The sequence below is a fragment of the Cupriavidus sp. SW-Y-13 genome, from assembly GCF_009793345.1.
Taxonomy (GTDB): domain Bacteria; phylum Pseudomonadota; class Gammaproteobacteria; order Burkholderiales; family Burkholderiaceae; genus Cupriavidus.
In genome coordinates this window covers 2,275,320-2,300,300 of the sequence record NZ_WHLX01000002.1, presented here as the reverse complement: position 1 = coordinate 2,300,300, position 24,981 = coordinate 2,275,320, and the positions used below count along the sequence as shown (strand labels likewise).

The following is a 24,981-nucleotide window of genomic DNA, read 5'->3' as shown; positions in this document are numbered from 1 at the left end:
GTACGGCAACGAACTCATCCCTGCGTATCGCGACGTCATACGAATGAACCGGCCACAACGCCGCAGCGCACATAGCGAAAACGCCACTATTGCCTATACTCTTCTGACTGTCCCCGCGTCACCAGAACGTCGCAATAAATCCATTGACCGGACCACGATCCGGTACAAGGAGGTGTCCCCCATGGTTACGATGAACCGCCGACAGTTCCTGAAGTTTTCAGGGGCTTCGCTGGCGGGTTCCAGCCTGGCGCTGATCGGGTTCGCGCCCGATGTGGCACTGGCCGAAGTGCGAGCCTATAAACTGGCGCGCACCACGGAAACCCGCAATACCTGCCCCTACTGCTCGGTGGCATGTGGCGTGCTGATGTACAGCCTTGGCGACAAGGCCAAGAACGCCAAGTCGAGCATCATCCACATCGAGGGCGACCCCGACCACCCGGTGAATCGCGGCACGCTTTGCCCCAAGGGTGCGGGCCTGATCGACTTCATCCACAGTCCCAACCGCTTGCAATATCCCGAGTACCGCGCGCCGGGCTCGGACAAGTGGCAGCGCATCACGTGGGAAGACGCCATCGATCGTATTGCCAAGCTGATGAAGGCCGACCGCGACGCCAACTTCGTCGAGAAAAACGACAAGGGTGAAACGGTCAACCGCTGGCTGACCACGGGCATGCTGGCAGCGTCGGCCAGCAGCAATGAAACCGGATATATCACGCACAAGACGATCCGCAGTCTTGGCATGCTGGGGTTCGATAACCAGGCACGTGTCTGACACGGCCCGACGGTGGCAGGTCTTGCCCCGACGTTTGGCCGTGGAGCGATGACGAACCATTGGGTCGACATCAAGAACGCGGACGTAATCCTGATCATGGGCGGCAATGCAGCCGAGGCACACCCGTGCGGTTTCAAATGGGTGACCGAGGCCAAGGCGCACAACAAGGCGCGCCTGATCGTGGTGGACCCGCGCTTCACGCGCTCGGCGTCCGTTGCTGACCTGTACGTGCAAATCCGCACGGGCACCGACGTGGTGTTCCTGGGCGGCGTGATCCGCTGGCTGCTGGAGCAGGACAAGATCCAGCACACCTACGTGAAGAACTACACGGACTTCACGTTCATCGTGCGCGAGGATTTCAACTTCGAGAACGGCCTGTTCTCGGGCTATGACGCCGAGCGGCGCTACTACAACAAGGCGAGCTGGGATTACGAGATCGGCGAGGACGGCTATGTGAAGTCCGATCCGACGCTGCAGCATCCGCGTTGCGTGTACAACCTGATGAAGCAGCATTACGCGCGCTACACACCGGAGATGGTGGAACGCGTCTGTGGCACGCCGCAGGACAAGTTCCTCAAGGTCTGCGAGATGATGGCCAGCACGGCCACGCCCGACCGCGCGATGACGATGATGTACGCACTCGGCTGGACGCAGCACTCCATCGGCTCGCAGATGATCCGCACCGGTGCCATGGTGCAGTTGCTGCTGGGCAATATCGGCGTGGCGGGCGGCGGCATGAACGCGCTGCGCGGGCACTCGAACATCCAGGGCCTGACCGATATCGGCCTGATGTCGAACCTGTTGCCGGGCTATCTGACGCTGCCGGCCGAGAGCGAGCAGGACTATCGCAAGTACATCGAGGCACGTGCCTTCAAGCCGCTGCGGCCGAACCAGCTCAGCTACTGGCAGAACGTGGAGAAATTCCACGTCAGCCTGATGAAGGCATGGTGGGGTTCGGCAGCCACGGTCGAGAATAACTGGGCATTCGAATATCTGCCCAAGCTCGACAAGCCTTATGACCTGCTTCAGGTCTTCGAGCTGATGAACGCGGGCCGCATGACGGGCTACCTCGCGCAGGGCTTCAATCCGCTTGCGGCGGCGCCGAACAAGGCCAAGCTGCTGGCGGGATTGAGCAAGCTGAAGTTCCTGGTAGTGATGGACCCGCTTGCAACGGAGACCTCCGAGTTCTGGCGCAACGCAGGCGAATCGAACGATGTGGACCCGAAGACGATCCAGACCGAAGTGTTCCGTCTTCCCACGACGTGTTTTGCCGAGGAAAACGGCTCGCTCGTGAATTCGTCGCGCTGGCTGCAATGGCACTGGCAAGGTGCCGATCCGCCCGCCGAGGCACGTTCGGACATCGAGATCATGGCCGAACTGTTCCTGAAGATCCGCCAGATGTATGTGAAGGACGGCGGCAAGTATCCGGACCCGATCGTCAACCTGTGGTGGCCGTATGCGCTGCCCGCATCGCCTACGCCTGAAGAACTGGCGAAGGAACTGTCCGGTCGCGCGCTGACGGATCTCGTCGATCCCAAGGACGCCACCAAGGTGGTGCGCAAGGCCGGCGAGCAGTTGAACAGCTTTGGCGAGTTGCAGGCCGACGGCAGCACCATCAGCGGCTGCTGGGTCTATTGCGGATCGTGGACGCAGGCCGGCAACCAGATGGCCAAGCGCGACAACAGCGACCCGACCAATATCGGCCAGACGCTGAACTGGGCGTGGTCGTGGCCGGCGAATCGCCGCGTGCTCTACAACCGTGCATCGTGCGATCCGGAGGGCAAGCCGTTCAACCCGGCGCGCAAGCTCATCGCATGGAACGGCAAGAGCTGGACCGGCTTCGACACGCCCGACTTCAAGCTCGATGAAGATCCGGCCAAGGGCATGGGGCCGTTCATCATGCAGGCCGAGGGCGTGGGCCGCTTCTTTGCGCGGCAGAACCTGGTGGAGGGACCGTTCCCCGAGCACTACGAGCCGTTCGAGAATCCGCTCGGCTACAACCCGCTCAACAAGTCGCCGCAAGCGGTGAGCAATCCGGCCGCGCGCGTGTTCAAGGGTGACTGGGCACAGTTCGGCAAGGCCGATGCGTATCCGGTCATCGCCACCACGTACCGGCTGACCGAGCACTTCCACTACTGGACCAAGCACGCGCGCATCAACGCCATTTTGCAGCCGGAACAGTTCGTGGAGATTGGCGAGGAGCTTGCCAGTCAGGTGGGCGTGAAGGCGGGAGACCGTGTGAAGGTGACATCGACGCGCGGCTACATCAAGGCGGTGGCGCTGGTCACCAAGCGGATCAAGCCATTCAAGATCGACGGGAAGGTGGTGCACATGGTGGGTATCCCGCTGCACTGGGGTTTCACCGGCATCGCCAAGCCAGGGTTCCTGGCCAACACACTGACGCCATACGTGGGCGACGGCAATACGCAGACGCCGGAGTTCAAGTCGTTCATGGTGAAGGTGGAACGGGCATAGGGAGCGAACCATGGCACTACAGTCACTCGACATCGTGCGGCGATCGGCCACCACCACGCCATCGCCCAGCGCACGCCAGCCCGCCACCGGCAGCGTGGCCAAGCTGATCGACACCACGAAATGCATCGGCTGCAAGGCATGCCAGGCGGCGTGCATGGAGTGGAACGATTTGCGCGGCGAGGTGGGCACCAACGTGGGCGTCTACGACAACCCGGCGGATCTCGACGAGCATACGTGGACGCTGATGCGGTTCGCCGAGTACGAGAACCCCAACAGCGGCAACCTGGAATGGCTGATCCGCAAGGACGGCTGCATGCATTGCGAGGACCCGGGCTGCCTGAAGGCGTGCCCGTCTCCGGGCGCCATCGTGCAGTACGCCAACGGCATCGTCGATTTCCACGAGGAACACTGCATCGGCTGCGGCTACTGCATCACGGGCTGCCCGTTCAACATTCCGCGTATCTCCAAGACCGATCACAAGGCGTACAAATGCACGCTGTGCTCGGACCGCGTGGCCGTGGGGCAGGAACCTGCCTGCGTGAAGACATGCCCGACGGGCGCCATCGTGTTCGGCACCAAGACCGACATGATTGCGCACGCCGAGGAACGCGTGGTCGACCTGAAATCGCGCGGCTTCCAGAAAGCCGGTCTCTACGATCCGCCCGGCGTGGGTGGCACGCACGTGATGTACGTGCTGCATCACGCGGACGACCCCACGCTCTATCACAACCTGCCCGCGGACCCGCACATCAGTCCGCTGGTGAGCCTGTGGAAGGGCATCGCCAAGCCGCTGGCCGTGGCCGGCATGGCGCTGGCGGCGGTGGCCGGATTCTTCCATTACATCCGCGTGGGTCCGAACGAGACGGGGCCGGAAGACGAAGCAGCAGCCGAGGATGAGATCGTGCGCAGCGGGCGCGACAGCCCCAAGCCGCGCGGGACACCCGATGAAGTCGTGCCACCCGAGGAGGTCCGCGATGAGAATCGATAAGCAACGCGAAGCGTTCATCCGACGCTACTCCGCCGGAGAGCGCACGAATCACTGGATCGTGGCGCTCACGTTCATCCTGCTGGCGCTGTCCGGGCTCGCATTGTTCCACCCGTCGATGTACTGGTTGAGCAACCTGTTCGGCGGCGGCACGTGGACGCGCATCCTGCATCCGTTCATCGGTATCGTGATGTTCCTGGCTTTCGCCATCCTGGCCGTGAAGTTCTGGCATCACAACCTGATGACGTGGTCCGACCGCGAATGGCTGCGCCATGGCCGCGAGGTACTGAACAACCGCGAGGAAAACGTGCCCGAGGTGGGCCGCTACAACGCGGGGCAGAAGCTGCTGTTCTTCGTGATGGTGGCGTGCCTGGTGCTGTTGCTGGCCAGCGGCATCGTCATGTGGCGCGCCTACTTCGCTTTCCTGTTTCCGATCTGGGCCATCCGGCTGGCATCGGTCGTGCATGCGGTTTGCGCATTCCTGCTGATATGCGGCATCATCGTGCACATCTATGCAGCGGTCTGGGTCAAGGGATCGGTGCAGGCCATGACGCGCGGCACGGTCACGCCGGGCTGGGCTTGGAAACATCACCGCGCCTGGTTCCGCGAGACATTCCGGCCAGGCGACAAATAGCAGCGCTGCCGGTCACTCCGGGGCGCTTGCCAAAGGACGAAACGATGGTGCAGCGCATTCTGGAGCCGGCAGAAATCGAATCGATCGACCACGTTGCCATTGCGCGCGTGCGTCTGCCTGACCGCGCGGAGATCTTCGCCGCGCGGGCCGCACGGCTGCGGCAACTGGCGCCGGGCAGCGCCATTGGCCCGTACCTGCTGTTGATGGCCCACGTGGCCGACGCCCAGCACGCGGTGGCCCAGTCGCTCGACGTTCCCTTGCCATCCCACGCCGATATCGCACGCGCCACCGAGCATTGCATGCCGCTGCTCGACGCGCCCGATATCTCGCTGCGCGGGGCCGATGCGCTGTTCGCGCACATCGCGGCCCATGCCGATGCGCCGGAACTGGCCGCGCCGATAGCCCGCTTGCAGTCGATGTCCGCCGACGCGCGCCGCGCGCAACTGCAGGCGCTACTGGGCGTCGCTTCGACCGACAACGATGTCGAAGTGGAAGCCACGCTCGCGCCGTTCCTGATCGCCGCACTGCAACTGGATCGCACGGTACTGGCCAGCCAGTTGCGCGAGAAGGACGTGCCGATGCTCGATGTCCACACGGTGTGCCCGGTATGCGGCACGCCGCCCGTGGCGAGCATCGTTCGCATCGGTGGCCGCTATCAGAGCCTGCGCTACCTGCACTGCGGCCACTGCGCCACGGAATGGCACATGGTGCGCGTGAAGTGCAGCCACTGTGAATCGACGGAAGGCATCTCGTACTATGCCGTGGAAGGTCAGGGCGATGCACTCAAGGCAGAGGCCTGCGAGCCCTGCCATCACTACCGCAAGATCAGCTACATGGAGAAGGATCCATTGGCCGAGCCATTGGCCGATGACCTCGCTTCTCTCGCACTCGACGTGATGATGGGTGCCGCCGGCTTCGGACGCCCCAACGGCAATCCGCTGCTATGGCTTGCCGATGACGACGAGGTTGCTGCCGATGAACGATAGCGTCTCGATGCCAGCGCGCCCTGCCGACCTTCCTTCGGTAGACCGGCTGCTCAACCTGCCCGCACTGCAACCGCTACTGGAGCAGTATGGCCGCGCACCGGCCACGGCAACGCTGCGCCGGCTGCTCGATACGCTGCGTGCGCAGGCCATCGCGGGCACGCTCACGCGTCAGGCACTTGCGGAGTCTGCACTGGTGGATACGCTGACCGCGCAGCTCGCACGCGAGCATCAACCCCGCCTGCGCACTGTGTTCAACCTGACCGGCACGGTGCTGCACACGAACCTGGGCCGCGCGTTGCTGCCGGACAGCGCCGTGCAAGCCGTGATGCGCGCGATGACCGCGCCGGCCAATCTCGAATTCGATCTCGAAACCGGCGGCCGTGGGGATCGCGATGATCTGATCGCCGACCTGATCTGCTCGCTGACTGGCGCGGAGGCCGCGACCGTCGTCAACAACAACGCCGCCGCCGTGCTGTTGATGCTGAACACGCTCGCCACACGGCGCGAGGTGGTGGTGTCGCGTGGTGAATTGGTGGAGATCGGCGGCGCGTTCCGCATTCCCGACATCATGCAGCGCGCTGGCGCGAAGCTCGTGGAGATCGGCACCACCAACCGCACGCATCCGCACGACTACGCCAATGCCATCGGTGCGCGCACGGCAATGCTGATGAAGGTGCATTGCAGCAACTACGAAATCACCGGCTTCACGCGCAGCGTGGATGTGGCCGAGGTGGTGCGCATCGCGCAACCGCATGGCATTCCGGTGGTGGTCGATCTTGGCAGCGGCACGCTGTGCGACCTCACGCGCTGGGGCCTGCCGCGCGAGACCACCGTGCGCGAGACCATCGAGGCCGGCGCCGATCTGGTGACATTCAGCGGTGACAAGCTGCTCGGCGGTCCGCAAGCGGGCATGATCGTGGGTCGCGCGGACCTGATCGCGAAGATCAAGAAGAACCCGCTCAAGCGCGCGCTACGCGTGGGCAAGCTCACGCTTGCGGCGCTGGAGCCGGTATTGCAGTGCTATCGCGATCCGGACACGCTGGCGCAGGCATTACCCACGCTGCGGCTGTTGACACGGCAGCCCGGCGAGATGGCAGCGATGGCCGAGCGTTTATCGCCAGCGGTGCAGACTGCGCTGGGCGATGCATGGCAGGTATCCGCCGTACCCATGGTCAGCCAGATCGGCAGCGGTGCATTGCCGGGTGGGCAGTTGCAGAGCTATGGGCTGGTGATCGGTACACGCGAAGAGGGCAAGCGCAGTGGCCGCAAGCTGCAACAGTTGGAAGCGGCGCTGCGCAGCGTGGCGCGTCCCGTGATCGGACGCATTGCCGAGCACGCGTTGTGGCTGGACCTGCGCTGCCTGGAACCCGGCGACGAAGCGGACTTCGCCGCGCAATGGCCGACCATCGCCGAGGCGCTGCGCCGATGATCGTTGGCACCGCCGGCCATATCGACCATGGCAAGACCACGCTGGTGCGCGCGTTGACCGGCGTCGACACCGACCGGCTCAAGGAAGAGAAAGCGCGCGGCATCTCCATCGAACTCGGCTATGCCTACACGCCGCTGCCCAATGGCGATGTGCTCGGCTATATCGATGTGCCAGGCCATGAGAAGCTGATCCATACGATGGCTGCTGGTGCCAGCGGCATCGACCTCGCGCTACTGGTCATCGCGGCAGACGATGGCGTCATGCCGCAGACACGCGAGCATATCGGCATCGTCGAGCGGCTGGGCGTCACGCGCGTCGTGGTGGCGCTGACCAAGGCCGACCGTGCCGATGCGGCACGCCTGGTCACGGTGCGCGCGGACATCGACGCATTGCTCTCCTCCACACCCTACGCAGGTGCCACGCTCTTCGCCGTCAACGCCACCGATCCGGAAGACGAAGGCGTTGCCGCGCTGCGCGCATGGTTGCACGACGCCGCGCAACATATGCCGATACGCAATGCGCGTGGCAAGTTCCGGCTCGCCGTCGATCGTGTTTTCACGCTCGCCGGACACGGCACAGTGGTGACAGGCACCGTCCTCAACGGCCGCGTCGATGTGGGCGATGTCATGGAAGTCGCGCCCGCCGGATTGCCGGTGCGCGTGCGTAGCATTCATGCGCAGCAGCGCGAAGCCAGCAGCGGTGTGGCCGGGCAACGCTGCGCGTTGAATCTCGCGGGCGTCGACAAAAGCGAGATCCGGCGCGGTGACTGGATCGTCGATCCGGTACTGATGGCGCCGGTGACACGGCTCGATGTGCAACTCTCGCTGCAACCCGGTACGGGCGCACGGCTCGGTCACTGGACACCGCTGCATGTGCATCTTGGTGCGGCGCACCGCATCGCCAATGTGGTGCTGCTGGAGGGCGAAACGCTGACTGCTGGCGCTACGGCGCTCGCGCAACTGGTCTTTGTATCGCCGGTCTGCGCGCTGGCGGGAGACCGCTTTATCGTGCGCAATGCGCAGGCCACGCAGACAATTGGCGGCGGCATCGTGCTCGACAACGTCGCACCGGAACGGCATCGCCGCTCTGCGCCACGGCTGGCCTGGTTGCACGCGGTGCAGCGTGTCACCGAAGGCGCGGGATTGCTCGCACTGCTCGACCATGCGCCGCACGGCATTGACGAGAAGCGGCTAGTGCAGCTGACTGGTCTTGCAGCCGGCGAATGGGAACTAGCGGATGGCATCGCGCGCGTCGATGACACGCTGATCCTTCCGTCCTTCCTCACGGCGCAGCGCACACGCCTGCTCGACACGTTGGCGTCCTTCCACGCGCGCATGCCCGATGAACCCGGCCTCGCTGCCGGATCGTTGCGCCGCGTGGCATTCGCCGGTACGCCGGTGCCCGATGCGCTGTGGTCTGGCCTGCTCGACATGCTGTTGCGCGAAGGCGCCATCGAGCGGCATGGCGGATGGCTGCGCCTGCCGGGGCAGTCCATCGTGTTCTCCGATGCGGAACAAGCATTGGCCTCGCGCGTGATGCCGCGCGTCGTGGCGGGCGCGTTCGATCCGCCATGGGTACGCGACCATGCCACGGCGCTCGATGTTCCCGAAGAACAGGTGCGCCAGCTACTGCGCAAGCTCGCGCGGCAAGGCACGGTGCATCAGGTAGTGCGCGATCTGTTCTACGACAACGACGCCATTGAAACGCTCGCCCGGATGTTCGGCACACTGGCTTCGCACGGCCGCGTGGAAGTGATTGCGTATCGCGATGCAACGGGCCTGGGCCGCAAACGCACCATCCAGATTCTGGAGTTCTTCGACCGTGCGGGATACACTCGCCGCGTGGCAAATGCCCGGATGGTGCGGCCCGACAGCGAATGGCGGCCCATGCCGAGGCAAGTCTGACGATCAAGAGGAAGGCATCCGCATCCGGTGATGCGGCCGGGCTTCAAACCCGGTTGGGGGCGCCAGACGTTCCCAGGTAGGTTCGACTCCTGCTGCTTTCCGCCAATATTCTGGTTTTCGCCCCTCTGGTTTTCTCCCCTCTGGTTTTCTCCCCTCTGGTTTTCTCCCCTCTCCCACTTCATGGGAGAGGGAGCCAACCGCTCACCACTGTGTTTCCCACGTTCCGTTTTCGGCGCCTGTCACCTACCATGCATGAGCAGCTTATCGAGCAGCGATTGGGCAGGTTTCGGGTCCCGAACAACACACCCAGGGGAGCAACATGGACAGACGCAATTTCCTGCGGCTTGGTGCCGCAATTCCGGTTTCCATCGGCGCCGGCGGCATGGCGCCGGCATTTTCCGCAACGGCTTCGAAGGATGCGACGCCCGCATCCGAGGGCTGGCGCGTCTACGAGATGACTACCGAGGTCATGCTGCCCGAATCCCCCGGGGCCGCCACCGTCTGGTTGCCGGTCACCGCCGCGCGGCTCGGTGACTACCAGCGGACCCTGTCGAGCGAGTGGATCGCGCCGGGCGGCCAAGCCCGTGTCACGCGTGCCGGCCCCTACGATGTGGGCATGGTTGTCATCGACTGGCCCCGTCCCACCCCCGGCGCACCCCTGACCGCTCGCATGGTCAACACCGTGGCACTGCGCGACCGCGACGTGGATCTCGGCGCAGCCCCTTCGGCCCGCGCTACGCGCGAATCCCCGGCTGCGCTGCAGGAGTACTTGCGCCCTACGCAGTTGATGCCCACCGACGGCATCGTGCGGAAGACCGCGCTGATGATCACGGCCGGCATGACCGATGACATGACCAAGGCGCAGGCCATCTACCAGTGGGTGGTGGACCACACCTGCCGTGACGCCGCCGTACGTGGCTGCGGCACCGGCGACGTGGTCACCATGCTGAAGACCGGCGGCATCATGAATGGCAAGTGTGCGGACATCAACGGGCTGTTCGTGGCATTGGCCCGCGCCGCCGGCATTCCGGCGCGCGATGCCTATGGGGTGCGCGTGGATAACTCCGCGCTCGGTTTCCAGGCGCTGGGCAAGGCAGGCGATATCTCCAAGGCGCAGCATTGCCGGTCCGAGTTCTACGCGGCCGGCGTCGGCTGGATTCCTGCTGACCCTGCCGATGTCCGCAAGGTGGCGCTCGAAGAAGTCCCGGGCGGACTACCGATGACGGACGCCAAGGTACGCGCCGCCCGCGCGATGCTGTTCGGCGCGTGGGAAGGCAATTGGGTGGCCTACAACCACGGCCACGACGTGCGCCTGCCGGGCGGTGGCACGGTGCCTTTCCTGATGTATCCGCAGACGAGAACCGTGGCAGGCATGCTCGATAGCCTGGATCCAGCGGCCTCCGGGTATCGCATCACGTCGCGCCGGGTCGCTTGACCCCGCGCTCCCCTCTACCACTTCGCGGTACACAAGCGGCAGAGGGGAGCCAACCATCCCTGCGCGCCCAAAAAAATTAACAAGATTCCCCTTGAAATGAGATCGATTCCCATTTACTATCCATTCACTGTCTGACGCACGGCACTGCCGAAACCGGACAGGAACAGATTGCAGAGGGTTGTTGGGTAGTGGATGCAGCGTAAGTCAGCCATCACCAACAATGTTCGATACCGTCTTTTGTGGGGACCGCTCCGACACACGGAGCGTTTGGTAGTAGCCAGTCGCAGGAAGATCGGGAAAACATCCAGACCCCGTTTTCCCGATCGCGTCATCCTGCGACAAGCCAGGCCACCTTTTTATTCCGCGCGCCGTGCAGGCACAGCGCGCCGTCCGGGGCGATCCAGTATGGGCCGGCCCGAGCGACTCCCGCCTGATTCCGTCAAGCCCCGGCAGATGGGCCGCCAACCGAATGCGTTGGCGCAGCGCCCCTGCCCCGGATCCACCGATTTGGAGTACCAACCGAGCGCCCGTTCCGGCGCGAGCTGCCGCATGACTACGTCCACCGTGAATTCCGATGCCGTCCCTCTCAAGCGCGCTGGCCTGAAGGCCACGTCGCCGCGCATGCACGTGCTGGAAGCGTTTCGCACCAGCAACCGCCGGCACCTGAGCGCGGAAGATGTCTACCGGATACTGCTCGATCACGAGGTCGATGCCGGTCTTTCCACGGTCTACCGCGTGTTGAACCAGCTGGTGCAGGCCAATATCCTGCTGCGCCACAGCTTCGAGTCCGATCACGCAGTTTTCGAACTCAACGAAGGCGGCCATCACGACCACCTGATCTGCGTGGGTTGCGGCGTGGTCGAGGAGTTCAAGGATGAAGGGATCGAGGCGCGCCAGAAACAGGTGGCTGCACAGAACGACTTCGTGTTGAGAGAGCACATGCTGGTGCTCTATGGGCTGTGCCCGGTGTGCCAGCAAGGGCAAGCAGGATAGCCCTCCAGGTAACGCGCACGTTTCTTACAGAAACGCCATGTGCGGTTACAAACGCGTGCAAACGGTAATACGCCACATCGGTAGAGTGGAGACATGACCTCTCACCCTTGGTGAATACCATGAGCAAGCGCCCCCTCTACCTTTCCCTGATCCTTGCCGGCACTGCCACGCTGGCCGTATCCACTGCCGCGATGGCCCGTGTCGATGTCGACGTCAACCTCGGCGTGCCCGTGGCGCCGGTCTATGTGGCGCCGGCGCCCGTCTATGTGGCGCCCCAGCCGGTGTACGTTGCCCCGCCGCCTCCGCCGCCCGTCGTGTATCGCCCCGGCCCGCCGGTCATCGTGGCGCCTGCACCGGCTGTGGTAATCGGCTGGCATGGCGAACGCTACTGGGACGGCCGGCGCTGGTACGATCGCCACGAGTACCGGCGATTCCACGATCGCGACTACCACGCCGCGCATCGTTACGAGCACGACCGCGGTCCGTGGAACCGCTGATTGGCCTTATGACCGGGCCGCAGCCGGTGCCACCGCCGGCGCGGACGGCCTGAGCACCAGCCAGACCGCCACGCCGATCAGCAACATGCCGCCTGCGTGGGCCCACGACAGCGTTTCGCCCAGGAACATCCACCCCCAGACAATGCCGAACGGCGGAATCAGGAACGTTACCGTCAGCGAGCGCACCGGGCCCAGTTCGGCGATCAACTTGAAATACAGCACGTAGGCGATGGCCGTGCAGAACATGCCCAGGCCGAGCATGGCGGCCCACAGGCCCGGCCCGGTGGCCGGCAGGGTGTTCTCGCGGATCAGCGCCGCCACACTGAACGGCAGCAGGAACAACGCGGCGCCGATCAGGCTGCCGGCTGCCACCAGCCGGTTGTCGAGACCGCCCTGTGCCGTGATCCAGCGGCGCGTCAGGAATCCCGCCAACCCATAGCAAGAGGTGGCCACCAGGCAGGCCAGCGCGCCGAGCAGGACATCGTGCGAAAACACCACCGGTCCCGTGCGGGTCAGCACGGCCACCCCCGCCAGGCCGATCAGCACGCCCGCCGCCTTGGCGCGCGTCAGTTTTTCCGCAAAGAACAGTGCCCCGATCACCACACCCATCAGCGGCGTCATCGCATTGAAGATCGCGGAGTAGCCCGCTGGCAGCCATAGCGCCGCCACGGCGTACATCACGAAGGGAATCCCGGAATTGATGATGCCGAGCACGATCACCGCCCGCCACTTGCCCTTCATGTCCCACCGCACGCCCAGGAACGGCAGGCACGCCGCCAGCGTCACGGCGCCGATCAACACGCGGAAGAAGGCGGTCGGCAGCGGCCCGAGCACGGGTGCCGCGATCCGGATGAACAGAAAGCTGGCGCCCCAGATAGCAGAGAGCGACAGCAGGCGAATCAATTGGATGGGTTGCATGGGTTCAGGGGGCGCAATGATGATGAGACAACAAGGAATACTGTTGCAGCCGAACGACAGAAACGAGAATCCGTCCTGTATTCCGGCAATTGGGTAATGCCCGAGCCGATACGATTTCACTGCAATCCGGGCCGCGAAGCGCGCTGTTTCCGGACATCTGCCAACGGCGCCAATGACGAACACGTGTTCGAGTTGGCCGCCGAACATGCCCGGATATGGGGCAAAACCCACTTATGTGGCATTTTTGCCGCGATTTCGCTTTCGAGTGGCTTACGGTCCTACCCCACCGATGGAGGGGGCAATACCACACCACGTGACATCGCGTATTAGATTCCATTAAACTCTGTTCTGCGCCAGAGTTAATTGACCCCTCCGACGCATTCCCGACAAGCCGCCAGGCAACTGGCGGCTTCTTTTTTTTCTGGCGTCGCGAAATCGTAAAACCACGTATCGTAGCGACTGCGGCGCGTCCCTGGGGTAGGACGTTTCGCGCACGTTGCATTCCCGCGTCAACCTATTGCCCCGGTTTTGCGTTGCCTGCCTCATGAAACGACAGTTCCTTGGCTTGTTAGCCCGCGTCTACGTCATGCAATTTGCCATGGAGGTGCCAGCCACCGTGGCCATGCTCGCTGAAATGCTCATGGAGTACGGATTCCAGGTGGATATTGGCACCGTACGCCCCTTGTTGCGTGCCCTGCAGATGGAGGGTTACCTCGAAAGCGTGCTGCGTGACGGCATCGGCCGGGTCTACCAGTTGACCGAGCAAGGCCGCGAAGAGCTGGCCAGCAGCCGCAGCCGCATCGACGAGCTGTATCGCAGGCTGCACAACCCTTCGGTCTCGGACGATGAAATGCCGTCCCTTTCCGCCGGCCTGATGGGAAATACCCCCGCCGTCGCCACGAATTCCTGAACCGCATACTGAGCGCCCCCGCTCGCGGAAACCCGGCTGACACACTCGTGTTGGCCGGGTTTTTGTTTTTTCTGGGGAGGACGAACAACGCGGGCGAGGAAAAGCGTACCCGTTTCTGCGTATCAAGCAGCGTGCGCAAAGCCCTTGCCGCCGAGCAGGATCTGGCGCAGCGCGTCCAGGCTGACGGGGTGGCTGAACAGGTAGCCCTGGACCGCGTCGCAGCCCTCGCCGCGCAGGAATTCGAGCTGGGCCCGGGACTCCACGCCCTCGGCCACCACCTGCAGGTGCAACTGGTGGCCCAGCGCGATGATGGCCGCCGCCACGGCCCGGTCATGGCCGGGCGCAGCCAGGTCATCGACAAATGACTTGTCGATCTTGAGCTTGCTGATGGGCAGGCGGGTCAGGTAGCCCAGCCCCGAATAGCCCGTGCCGAAATCGTCGATGGACACCCCGACGCCAAGCTGGCGCACGCGACGGAACGTCTCGACGGTGATATCGCCGCCATCGACCAGAATCCCTTCGGTGACCTCGATGGTCAGGCTACCGGCCGGCAGGTCCGCTGCCTGGAGGCAACGCGCCACCACATCGGGGAAATTGGCTTCGCGCAGTTGCAGCGGCGAGATATTCACCGCTACGTCGATGTCGCGCCCCAGCTCGCGGCGCAATTGCTGGATCTCGCGGCAGGCTGTGGCCAGTGTCCATTCACCGAGTGCGCCGATCAGGCCGCATTGCTCCGCAATCGGGATGAATTCCGAGGGCTGCATCGTGCCGCGCTCGGCCGTTTCCCACGCAATGAGCGCCTCGACCCCCACCACGGACAGCGTACCGACATCGACGATGGGCTGGTAGCGCAGCCTGAACTCCTGCTCGGCCAGCGCGCGGCGCAGCAGTGCCTCGATGGTGAAACGAGCCAGCGTGGCCTCGGCCATCTCGCTGGCAAAGCGCCGAAGTTGCGCGCGGCCGCTGCGCTTGGCTGCGTACATCGCCGAATCGGCGGATTTGAGCAGTTCGGTCAGCGTGCTGCCGTCGTCCGGGAAAATCGCCATGCCCAATGACGGCGTCACGCGCAGCGACTGCCCCGCCAGTTGCAACTCTTCCGAGACCCGCGCCAGGATCTTGGCCGCCGCCAGTTCCGCCTCGCTGTCGTGGCGCAACCCGCCGAGTACCACCGCGAATTCGTCGCCGCCCATGCGCGCCACCACATCGCGCGGACGCACTGCGCCGCGAATGCGGTCCGCGATCGTGCGCAGCACGTCATCGCCAACGGGGTGCCCCAGTGTCTCGTTGATGTGCTTGAAGTGATCCAGATCGAGCAGCAGCAGCGCCACGCGAGCGCCCTGCCGGCGCGCCTCGGCCAGTACTGCTTCTGTGCGGGCGTGCAGTTCGGTGCGGTTGGGCAAACCCGTCAGTGCGTCGTGCTGGGCCAGATGGCGGATGTATTCGTCCACGCGCCGGCGCTCGGTCAGGTCGTGCGCGATGGCCAGGAACCCGGTATCGGCGCTGCCATCGGTCATCGCCGTCAGCGTGAGGTGCACGGGCAGGCGCGAGCCGCCCTTGCGCAGGTACACCCACTCGCGTTCATCGGGTACGCCGAGACGGGGTTTGGCGATCAATGCCGGAAGCCCGGGCAGGACGGGCGTGCCGATCTCCCCGGAGAGCACACGCGCATGGGCGGCCACTTCGTCGGCGTCATGCAGACTGTCATAGGGCATGCGGCCCACCAGTTCCGGCTCGCCGTACCAGAGCATCCGCTGGCCGGCCCGGTTGATGCCCGTAATCATGCCCGTGGCGTCGAAAGTAATCACGCAGAAGGGCGCCTGATCGAGCAGCCGCGCGTAGCGCATGCTGGCCGTGGCAGCGCTGCGCTCGGCCCGCGCCAGATTCGCACGCAGGTTCACGGCTTCGGCATGGCTGGCCTGTTCGGCCATTTCGCGTTGCTGCCGGGCCTCGCGGCGGCTCCTCGTTACGCGGAGTCCGAGCCATACCGCGACCAGCGCTATGGCCATCACCAACGCCCCACCCGCTGCATCGAGCAGCGCAAGCATGGTGGGAGACAGCGATGGCAAGGTCATGAATCTGGCGACGCGAAAAGGGGGGAAAGACGCTTGCGCCAGCCTTCGAACGGCATGGAAAAGGGGCGCCCCGGCTGGCAAGTTGGGCGCACTATAACCTGCCCCCTTACGCCCGGAACAGTGCGGTCACCCCGGACAGTGGCGGGACACACACTTCGCGGCTTCGGCCATGCCACGGCCACGGCACTTGGCGTTCCTGTGCAGGGCTATCCAGCCGCGCCGGCGGGGTGCAAGTGTCGCGCAAATCGCACGGAGTCAGCGCGTGGAGGCTCGTTTGTCGCGAATGCCTCAAACGGGTGAGCCGTGATAGCTTACGATGGCGTCCGACGTAGCACCGGCGCCCGATCTTCATGACGCGGGCGCCCGTTCCCTTCTTTCGCATGCCCAGGTTCTTGCCATCGCTCAAGGCGCGACTCGCGCTGATCACCACGGTGCTTGCCGCCGTGCTCGGTGGCGGCATTGTCATGGGCTCGCTCTACTACGCCCACCGCGATCTCGAAGAAGCGCTCCAGAATCAGCAGGACTCCATCGTCAAGCTGTCGACCGACCAGCTCGATACGGCCATGGAGGATCGCATCGTCACGCTTGCCCACCTGGCTCCGCAATTGCGCGGCATCCTGGCCAATGCGTCCCACACACGGCCCGATCTGGTGCGCCAGCGTCTGCGCGAGGCCGTGGCACGGACAGTGCCCGTACCCGCCGCCCTCAACGCCGTGATGGTGGCCGATGCGCACGGCACGTTGCTGACCATGGATGGGCTGCCCGCCGATGTCAGCGACCGTCAGTATTTCCGCGAAGCCGAGCGCACCCGCAACGTGGTGGTGGCCGCGCCGCTGCGCGCGCGCACGGACAACTCGCGCGGCGTGCTCGTGGTGGTGCCTGTGCTGGCGGAGTCCGGTGCATTCATGGGATTGGTGGGGGGCTGGCTCAACCTCGACAAGCCGAATTTTCTCGTCGAGATCGGCCATAACCGGCTGGGCATCACCGGCTTCTACTGCCTGGTTTCGGCGGGCGCACAGCCCGTCTATATCCAGCATCCCGAGCCCGCGCAAGCGCAGCAGCCGGCCAAGCCGTTCGGCGACAACTGCGGCCTGACCGGCAAAGCCTCCGCATTCGAATTCCTGACGCCTACGCGTCCCGTGATCGCACGGCGATTGATGGCCACCACGGGCTGGGAACTGGTGGCGGTGCTGCCCGCGCAAGAGGCGTACACGCCGCTGCGCCAGATGCAGCAGCGATTCCTGATGATGTCCGGCATTGTGCTGGCGGTGGTGGCGCTGTTGATCTGGCTGGCCGTACGCCGATTGCTGGAGCCGCTCTCGCGCCTGCACCACGTGGTGCGCGACAGCACCGGCGACGTCGATGCTTTCGAGCGCCTGCCGCAACGGCCTCAGCGTGACGAGATTGGCGACGTGACACGCGCCTTCATCCGCCTGATGCGCGATGTTCGCGAACGCGGCCGGCAACTCTCGCGCAGCGAGCGCCGTCTTCGTGCAGTCACCGATACGTTCCCCGCGCTGCTCGCCTTCATCGACACCGACGAGCGCTACCTCTTCAACAACCTGGCCTACGAACGGGCCTTCGGCATTCCCGTAGACCAGGTGCGCGGCATGACGGTGCGCGAACTGCTGGGCGAGGAGCGCTACCAGCGCGCGCGGCCCTATCTGCTGCAGGCGCTCGCAGGCGGCGTGGTGAGTTTCGAAGGCGAGTACCTGTTTCCGACCCACCACTGGATGGAAACCAGCTACCGGCCCGAATGGAACGAGGACGGCACCCAGGTGGTGGGCGTGCACATCCACGTGCAGGACATCACGCAGCGCAAGCTGGAAACGCTGCGTCTCTCGCACATCTCTCGCACCGACCACCTGACACAGCTTCAGAATCGCAGCGCCTTCGAGACCCTGCTGCAGGACGCCATGGCGCTCAGCCGCGCCGAGCATCGCCTGATGGCATTGCTCTATCTGGACATGGACCGCTTCAAGGCCGTGAATGATGCCTTTGGACACGCCACCGGCGACATGCTGTTGCAGGCCTTTGCGCTACGGCTGCGACGCTGCGTGCGCGAACAGGACCACGTGGCCCGCCTGGGCGGCGATGAGTTCGCGGTCATCCTCCCGGACATCGGCTCGCCGGAAGCCGCCCAGCGCGTGGCCGAAGCCATTCTGGAATCGGTGGGTCGACGGTTCTACTTCGACGGTATCCTGGCCGATGTGGATGTGAGCATCGGTGTGGCGCTCTACTGCGGCGAGTCGATGGGCGAGGATGCCTTGATGCGCATGGCCGATGTGTTGCTGTATCGGGCCAAGGCAATGGGAAGGGGACGGTTTGAAATGGGGCCGGAGAATTTGATTCCCCTCTCCCGCGAGCGGGAGAGGGGTTAGGGGAGAGGGCCGGCGGTCCGTCCTTGGCAAAGTTGGTCAGGACTTGATGCGCTTGCCCTTTCCCCCTGCCCCTCTCCCAGAGGGAGAGGGGAGCAAAACATCGGGAGGAGCAACGTCAAACACTGAACTTTCAGCGCCGAAACCACCCCATCAATGCCTCGTCGATTCCTCGGAAGCATCCGATGCCTGCGGCGCATCGGCGTCGAATGCCACGTGCCGGCCGTCGGCTGACTGGTAACCGAGCTTCGCGCTCTCGCCCATCATGCGTTCGTAGGCCAGCATGGCTTCGGCCACGGCCTTCGATTCGCCCCTGAACACCACCACATCGTTGCCACAGCTCGGGCACTGGCCGCCGAACACGGCGTCGATGCCGCGCAGGTCCGGCGCCGGGATGGCGTCGAAGTTGGTGAATGCCGTCTTGCAGTGTCCGCAGACCAGTTGCGCGGGCCGCAGTGCGTCTACGCGAGCCTGTGCCTGTTGTGCCCGTTCCTCGGGCGTGCCGCGCCGTTTCGCTTCACCCATGATGTGTTTCCTTTCTGACTTGGTGTTGACGTCAACTGCTGCGTTCTTCGCGCTTCTGCGTGCAAGCAGCTTTCGGCGCGAATGAATCGGCACAAACTACCCGGCGCACGGGGACCCGTTGCAGTGACGGCCCATTGTAGAGGCAGAACTGCGGGCATGCACATGCCGATGGCAGGGGCATGCGGCGCATGTAGCACCAGCGGTCTATGCTTACGGTCTTTGCCGATCTCTCTTGTCCGAAGGAGTCCGTCCATGTCCGAGAAGCCGTCCGCCACCCGTATCGAGAAAGACAGCCTGGGAGACGTTGCCGTCCCAGCCGATCATCTCTGGGGGGCACAGACCGAGAGGTCGCGTCAGAATTTTCGTATCGGCAGCGAGAAGATGCCGCCATCGTTGATCGAGGCGTTCGCCGTGCTCAAGCTCTGCGCGGCACGGGCCAACCGCGAGCTGGGCGTGCTGAAGCCCGATGTGGCCGATGCCATCGAGCGTGCCGCCGAGGAAGTCATCGCCGGCAAGTGGCCTGCCGAGTTCCCGCTGTCGGTCTGGCAGACCGGGTCGGGCACGCAGACCAACATGAACCTCAACGAGGTCATCTCCAACCGCGCCATCCAGATGCTGGGCGGCGAGGTGGGCAGCAAGAAACCCGTTCATCCCAACGATCACGTCAACGCCAGCCAGTCGTCCAACGACAGCTTTCCCACGGCGATGCATATCGCTGCCACGCGCGCCATCCAGCAGGAACTGCTGCCCTCGCTCGAAAAACTCCAGCAGACCTTTGCAAAGAAGGTCGAAGCGTTCTCCGACATCGTCAAGGTTGGCCGTACCCATTTGCAGGATGCGGTGCCGCTGACGCTGGGCCAGGAATTTTCCGGCTACATGACGCAGGTAGCGGATGCGCAATCGCGTCTGCAGCAGGCGATGCTGCGCGCGATGCCTGTGGCGCAGGGCGGCACTGCCGTCGGCACGGGCCTGAACGCGCCGCACGGTTTTGCACCGGCTTTTGCCCGTGCGCTGGCCGCGTACACCGGCCTGCCGTTCGAGCCCGCCGCCAACCGCTTTGCGCTGCAAGCCGCGCACGATGCACTGGCCGATCTGTCGGGCGCGCTGAACACCACCGCATCGTCGTTCCTGAAGATTGCACGTGACTTCATGCTGCTGGGCTCGGGTCCGCGCGCCGGCTTTGCCGAACTTCAATTGCCAGCCAACGAACCCGGCTCGTCGATCATGCCCGGCAAGGTCAACCCGACCCAGGCCGAAGCATTGGCGATGGTCTGTTGCCGCGTGATCGGCAACCACACCACGGTCACGCTGGCCAACAGCCTGGGCACGCTGGAACTGAACGCGTACAAGCCGGTGATCGTCTATAGCCTGCTGCAATCGGTCACGCTGCTGGCCGATGCGGCATCGAGCTTTGCCGAGCACATGGTGGAGGGCGTGGAGCCCGACCGCGCGCGCATCCAGGAACTGCTGGAACGTTCGCTGATGACCGTGACTGCGCTGAATCCGCACATCGGTTACGACAAGGCTGCCGAGATCGCCAAGCTCGCGGTGAAGAAGAATCTCTCGCTGCGCGAGGCGGCGATTGCTTCCGGCCATGTCACAAACGAGCAGTTCGATCAGTGGATCGACTTCAAGGCGATGACCATCGAAGTCTGAGCCAGGAAGGCTGGTCTTGACGAAGAAAGCTGCGTATCCACGCAGCTTTTTTCTTGCCCCGATCCCTGTGCGCTTGTCGCCGCAGAACGGAGTGCTTGGCCCGATGCGGTAAAATGCGCCCCTTCCGCAGCACTGGCAGCGCCGTATTACAGACCTCGCACAGACCTCCCGCAGGTCGCGATGGGTACGGCCATGGCCTCGTCGAAGAGGTGCCGCGGACATTCCGATGTTCCCGCAAGGCTTCGTGCCTTCGCTCCTGGCTTGCCTGTGCCCCGCTCACAGCATTCGCCAACCGCTTCGACCCTCGATCCAGGCTCTGCGCCGCTCTGCCGCGTGCATCCCGGATAACGCCCCGCGCGCCTTTCGTGTGATTGCTATGACGAAAGACTCCCGCACGGGACTGGAAACCTCTCAGGTACTCGCCTGAACCCGCCCGCCGGCACACGCGCGGGCCGGTCCGTATTCCGGAGGACAATTCGTGAAGTCTTCAGCCAGCCTTTGGCTGCTTGCGGCCGGGATCTTGCCCTGCGTCGCCTACGCCGACTCCGGCGTCACCCTGTATGGCATCGTCAGCTCGGCCGTACGGTACACCTCGAACATCGATGGCCAGCATCACGACCAGGTTGGACTGGTCTCCGGCGGCATGGTCGGCAGCCGTTTCGGCCTGAAAGGCACCGAGGATCTCGGCGGCGGCAATCGCGCCATTTTTCAACTCGAAAACGGCTTCAACAGCGACACCGGCACGGTGGGCTACAACGCGCTCTTCGGGCGGCAGGCATTCGTGGGATTGGCGGGAAACTGGGGTAGCCTGACGTTCGGGCGCCAGTACAACGCGGTGAACAACATCGGCTGGGCGTTCAATCCGCTGGATCAGGGCTGGGGGAATTTCTGGTCCGATCCGATCTACATCGGCGGCGATATCTTCTTCCAGGACTATCGCATCAACAACAGCGTGGTCTACCAGCACAAGATGGGGCCGTTTTCGGTGCAACTGGACTACGGTGCAGGCGAACAGCCGGGCGGCATGCACCGTGGCACCACACTCGGCGGTGGCGTGAAGTACGACCGTGGACCGCTGGCGCTGGGCATAGCGTACGACCAGCGGCGCAGCGACGATGGGGCGAACACGATCCGCAACTACTCGGTGGGCGGCTCGTACGCATTCGGCAAGGCCAGCGCATACGTGGGCCACATGGGACGGCGCGAATCGGCAACCGACGCGCACTACAACATTGTCTTTGCCGGACTCGGATACCAGCTCACGCCGGCACTACACCTCTCGGGCGCCTACTACCGATATCTGCAATCGGGGGGCGTGACCACGCAGTTCCAGGATGTGCCGATTCATCTTGGCGGCGGCAACGCGGATAGCGTCGCCTTCGTGGCCAACTACGCGTTTTCCAAGCGCACGAGTGTGTACCTGGAGGCCGATCTTGTGCACGCGCGCGGCGGCACGGTGGGACGCGAGACCGAGTACTGGGGCGGCACCCCCGTCACCGATGTCAGCCAGAGCACGCGCGTAGGCGTGATGGCTGGCATGCGTCACACGTTCTGATCGGCCGATCGATCCGTCGCGTGGCGGTCAGGCGGTCTTGCCGCTCTGCTCGGCCACGATGCCGCGGATTGCCTGCTCGAAGGCCTCGGGTGGCTGACCGCCCGAGAGCAGGTAGTGGTTGTTGAAGATGATCGACGGCACGGACTGGATGCCCATGGCCTGCGACTCGCGTTCTTCATCACGCACATCCTGCGCAAACTCGTCGCTGTCGAGGATGTCGCGCGCCTCTTCGGCATCGAGTCCCACCGAGCGCGCGGCTTCCACCAGCACGTCGTGATTGCTCGGATCCTTGCCGTCGCCGTGATACGCCTGCAGCAGCGCCAGTTTCAACGGCAACTGCTTGCCTTCCGTGGCGGCCCACTGCAAGAGCCGGTGTGCATCGAACGTGTTGTAGACGAAGTCACGCGCACCGAACGTGAAACCCACAGCGGCGCCGCGCTCGCGGATCATGGCCTGGCTCTCGGCAATCTGCGCCGGCGTACGGCCGTACTTCTTGCCCAGGTAGTCGACGATGGCTTCGCCTTCCGGCCCCATCTGCGGATTCAGTTCAAACGGATGCAACACGATCTCGGCATCGACCTCGTCCTTGAGACGATCCAGTGCCACCATCAGCGACGCGATGCCTACGGCGCACCACGGGCATGCAATATCCGATACCACATCGATCTTGAGTGATTGGGTCATGACTTGTTTTTCCAGCTTCGAAAGTGGCGACAGGGTAGCCGGATTTGTCGAATCCTGCAGGGCACGCGCCTCCTATACTGGATCTGGCGTGACCATCCATTCGCGCCGGGAGACTCCCATGGGACGCAAATACATCGATTGCCGCGAATTCCCCAGTGAAAAACAATGCACGGTCGCGCTGAGCGCGGACAGCGAGGCAGAGTTGCTCGAAGCCGCCGTGCAGCATGCCGTGCAGGTCCACGAGCATCAGGACTCGCCCGAACTGCGCACACAGCTCAAGGCGTGTTTCCACGACGGTGCGCCGCCAGCGTAGGTTGCTGGCTTCAGCATGACGCGCGGGGACACCGGAGCGCGCCCCGCGCCGCTCAGTGCATCACCGCCAGCAAGCCCGCAATACCGAATCCCAGCGCCGCCAGCGCATCGCCGGCAATCAGACCACCGCCGATCAGCGACGCGGTACTCATGTCTTCCGGCAACGTTGCATCTTTCGATGCCGGCCGGGTGCGGCTTTCCGCGAGACTCGCCACCACACCGCCCGCCGCCATCCACGCCGCCGCAGGCAGGTTCACGAATCCGCCGAATGAGGATGCATACGGCGACGGCAGCACCACGGCATCGAGCACGAAGTCAGCTACCTTGCCGCGCCGGCTGCGTTCCACGAAGGCGCGATAGCGATCCGAAGCGCGGATCACCTTGCGCAGGATCTCCGTTGCCAGTCCGATGCCGACACCGATCCACACCGCCAGCCGCTGATAGGGCCGATCCTCGGTCACGCTGCGCAGCGCGCCAACAATCTTGTATGTCATGGCCGAAGTCCAGCGCGCGGGTTGCTGGTCGGCGGACAGTACGGTCTGATCGAGGCGCAATACCGGGTACGCCTCCATGAACAGTCGCGCCAGCAGCACGGCCAGCACCGCGCCTGCCACGATACCGGCGACCTGATAGCCGAACTGGACCATGCGGTTTGTCCCCAGCCGCCAGCCGGTTGAGCGGTCTTGCTGCATGTCGCACGCTTCCGCCGTGGAGACGAGCAGCACCGTCGCGGCGATCAGGCCGATATGCGGTTCGCGCAAACCCACGGCAGCCATCAGGATCACCGTCAACACAAAGGCCGACGAGATCGGGTTCTGGTCGACCATGCCCACCGAGATACCGTTGACCAGCGCGAACACCAGCACCAGCAGCACCGCCATCAACTGGTAGCCCACCGGCTGCCCGAACCACGCCACGCCAGCCACCACCACGGCCAGCCCCCAGGCCACCACCCACGCAATAATCCAGCGTTGGGGCGTGAGTGCGGCTTCGGGGCGAGCCTGACGGGAGCGCTGCCATGCACGGACCAGCAACAGCAGCACGTCGACCAACGCCGCGCCCATGATCATGCCGAGCGCGAACAGGAACGTGATCTTGCGATAGGGGTCGCCGGGCGCGAGCCAGCCAATCGATACGAAATACGGTGTCAGCGCCCAGCCCACCAGGCCGCCAACCAACGCCGCCACACCAATGCGCGCGCCGACGATCATCCCTGCCCCAAACGTGGAAGCCGACAGATCGATCGCACCAAGCCACGCGATACGCGATGCGCCAACGCTCGCCACCACACCCAGCCCCATGCCGCTGGCGAGCCGCGCAATCGAGCGGCGCAACAGCACCGGGTCTGTCAGCGCGCGCAGGATGTTGGCAACGGCAAGGCCGGAAGGAAAGGTCAGTTGCATCCGGTCCACCAGCAGCGGCGTGTACAACATGCCCACGCCCACGCCATACATGCCGATGCAGAGCATGTAGCCGATCAACTGCCACAACGGCGGCTCGGCCATCCCCATCCAGCCCATGGCCTGGATGACCACGGCCATGCCACCCATGCCCGCCACGGATGCGGCGGCGGTCTGGATGTAGTTGGCGCCGTGCCTACCCGATGCACCGTATCCCGCCGTCACGGCCGAGCCGAGGATGCCTGCGAGAACCTGTCCGCCGACGAAGAAGCCGAGCGAGAAGTTCATGTAGGCCGCGGCAATACCACCCAGGGGTCCAAGCACGAGCATGCCGGCTGCGCCGAGGAGGAGGTGGTATTGCCAGGTGTCGGGGCGGGGGAGTTGCATGGGTGGGGTTGCTGAGGTCGGCGTGCTTTGGATCGGCGTGGTCGAAGTTTGTGCGGCTGGCCCTCTCCCCCAGC

Annotated in this window: 19 protein-coding genes and 1 tRNA gene; 15 read left to right on the top strand and 5 right to left on the bottom strand. The window is 64.4% G+C overall.

Going from position 1 to position 24,981, the window contains the following annotated elements; all coding sequences use genetic code 11:
* The first annotated feature begins 181 nt into the window (after positions 1-181).
* From fdnG to GA566_RS25740, 10 genes are all read left to right on the top strand, one after another.
* Positions 182-3,247, top strand: coding sequence for a formate dehydrogenase-N subunit alpha (gene fdnG / locus GA566_RS25785; RefSeq protein ID WP_160474410.1), 3,066 nt, complete (start codon positions 182-184; stop codon positions 3,245-3,247).
* Between the two features lie 10 nt (positions 3,248-3,257).
* The gene (fdxH, locus tag GA566_RS25780; protein WP_137927016.1) at positions 3,258-4,235 is read left to right on the top strand and encodes a formate dehydrogenase subunit beta; all 978 of its coding nucleotides are present in this window, start codon (positions 3,258-3,260) and stop codon (positions 4,233-4,235) included.
* Positions 4,222-4,866, top strand: coding sequence for a formate dehydrogenase subunit gamma (locus GA566_RS25775; RefSeq protein WP_137927017.1), 645 nt, complete (start codon positions 4,222-4,224; stop codon positions 4,864-4,866). Before fdxH ends, GA566_RS25775 begins: the two co-directional genes overlap by 14 nt.
* Before the next feature lie 44 nt (positions 4,867-4,910).
* The gene (gene fdhE / locus GA566_RS25770) at positions 4,911-5,852 is read left to right on the top strand and encodes a formate dehydrogenase accessory protein FdhE (RefSeq protein ID WP_160474409.1); all 942 of its coding nucleotides are present in this window, start codon (positions 4,911-4,913) and stop codon (positions 5,850-5,852) included.
* Positions 5,842-7,281 carry an L-seryl-tRNA(Sec) selenium transferase gene (gene selA / locus GA566_RS25765; protein WP_237380659.1) on the top strand — a complete coding sequence of 480 codons (1,440 nt, stop codon included), beginning with the start codon at positions 5,842-5,844 and terminating at the stop codon, positions 7,279-7,281. Before fdhE ends, selA begins: the two co-directional genes overlap by 11 nt.
* Positions 7,278-9,185 carry a selenocysteine-specific translation elongation factor gene (selB, locus tag GA566_RS25760; protein WP_160474408.1) on the top strand — a complete coding sequence of 636 codons (1,908 nt, stop codon included), beginning with the start codon at positions 7,278-7,280 and terminating at the stop codon, positions 9,183-9,185. Before selA ends, selB begins: the two co-directional genes overlap by 4 nt.
* A 9-nt stretch (positions 9,186-9,194) precedes the next feature.
* Positions 9,195-9,290, top strand: a tRNA-Sec gene (locus tag GA566_RS25755).
* A gap of 214 nt (positions 9,291-9,504) precedes the next feature.
* Positions 9,505-10,620 carry a transglutaminase family protein gene (locus tag GA566_RS25750; protein ID WP_160474407.1) on the top strand — a complete coding sequence of 372 codons (1,116 nt, stop codon included), beginning with the start codon at positions 9,505-9,507 and terminating at the stop codon, positions 10,618-10,620.
* Between the two features lie 549 nt (positions 10,621-11,169).
* Positions 11,170-11,613, top strand: coding sequence for a ferric iron uptake transcriptional regulator (gene fur, locus GA566_RS25745; RefSeq protein ID WP_137927021.1), 444 nt, complete (start codon positions 11,170-11,172; stop codon positions 11,611-11,613).
* A 119-nt stretch (positions 11,614-11,732) separates the two neighbouring features.
* Positions 11,733-12,110, top strand: a complete 378-nt coding sequence (locus GA566_RS25740; RefSeq protein ID WP_160474406.1) for a hypothetical protein — start codon at positions 11,733-11,735, stop codon at positions 12,108-12,110.
* 6 nt (positions 12,111-12,116) lie between these two features.
* Here GA566_RS25740 and GA566_RS25735 read toward each other — a convergent pair whose 3' ends face one another.
* On the bottom strand, positions 12,117-13,028 hold the full coding sequence (locus tag GA566_RS25735) for a DMT family transporter (protein WP_160474405.1): 912 nt from the start codon (positions 13,026-13,028) through the stop codon (positions 12,117-12,119).
* A 544-nt stretch (positions 13,029-13,572) separates the two neighbouring features.
* Here GA566_RS25735 and GA566_RS25730 point away from each other — a divergent pair.
* Positions 13,573-13,938: a PadR family transcriptional regulator gene (locus GA566_RS25730; RefSeq protein ID WP_137927024.1), complete on the top strand. Its 366-nt coding sequence runs from the start codon at positions 13,573-13,575 to the stop codon at positions 13,936-13,938.
* A 122-nt stretch (positions 13,939-14,060) separates the two neighbouring features.
* Here GA566_RS25730 and GA566_RS25725 read toward each other — a convergent pair whose 3' ends face one another.
* On the bottom strand, positions 14,061-16,010 hold the full coding sequence (locus tag GA566_RS25725; protein WP_370459353.1) for a putative bifunctional diguanylate cyclase/phosphodiesterase: 1,950 nt from the start codon (positions 16,008-16,010) through the stop codon (positions 14,061-14,063).
* A gap of 380 nt (positions 16,011-16,390) precedes the next feature.
* Here GA566_RS25725 and GA566_RS25720 point away from each other — a divergent pair, with 380 nt between their 5' ends.
* Positions 16,391-18,391 carry a diguanylate cyclase domain-containing protein gene (locus GA566_RS25720; protein WP_160474404.1) on the top strand — a complete coding sequence of 667 codons (2,001 nt, stop codon included), beginning with the start codon at positions 16,391-16,393 and terminating at the stop codon, positions 18,389-18,391.
* A gap of 150 nt (positions 18,392-18,541) precedes the next feature.
* Here the strand turns inward: GA566_RS25720 and GA566_RS25715 are convergent, their stop codons facing one another.
* Positions 18,542-18,913: a hypothetical protein gene (locus GA566_RS25715; RefSeq protein WP_130393972.1), complete on the bottom strand. Its 372-nt coding sequence runs from the start codon at positions 18,911-18,913 to the stop codon at positions 18,542-18,544.
* Positions 18,914-19,165: 252 nt separating this feature from the next.
* Between GA566_RS25715 and fumC the strand changes: the two genes are divergently transcribed.
* A complete protein-coding gene (fumC, locus tag GA566_RS25710; protein WP_160474403.1) occupies positions 19,166-20,569 on the top strand; it encodes a class II fumarate hydratase in 1,404 nt (467 codons plus the stop codon).
* A gap of 478 nt (positions 20,570-21,047) precedes the next feature.
* On the top strand, positions 21,048-22,124 hold the full coding sequence (locus tag GA566_RS25705) for a porin (RefSeq protein WP_160474402.1): 1,077 nt from the start codon (positions 21,048-21,050) through the stop codon (positions 22,122-22,124).
* A 27-nt stretch (positions 22,125-22,151) separates the two neighbouring features.
* On the opposite strand, the gene GA566_RS25700 is transcribed toward GA566_RS25705, so the two are convergent.
* A complete protein-coding gene (locus tag GA566_RS25700; protein WP_137925877.1) occupies positions 22,152-22,808 on the bottom strand; it encodes a DsbA family oxidoreductase in 657 nt (218 codons plus the stop codon).
* Positions 22,809-22,926: 118 nt separating this feature from the next.
* On the opposite strand from GA566_RS25700, the gene GA566_RS25695 reads away from it, so the two are divergent.
* The gene (locus GA566_RS25695; RefSeq protein WP_137925878.1) at positions 22,927-23,121 is read left to right on the top strand and encodes a DUF1059 domain-containing protein; all 195 of its coding nucleotides are present in this window, start codon (positions 22,927-22,929) and stop codon (positions 23,119-23,121) included.
* 52 nt (positions 23,122-23,173) lie between these two features.
* On the opposite strand, the gene GA566_RS25690 is transcribed toward GA566_RS25695, so the two are convergent.
* The gene (locus GA566_RS25690) at positions 23,174-24,907 is read right to left on the bottom strand and encodes an OPT/YSL family transporter (RefSeq protein ID WP_160474401.1); all 1,734 of its coding nucleotides are present in this window, start codon (positions 24,905-24,907) and stop codon (positions 23,174-23,176) included.
* Positions 24,908-24,981 lie beyond the last annotated feature (74 nt).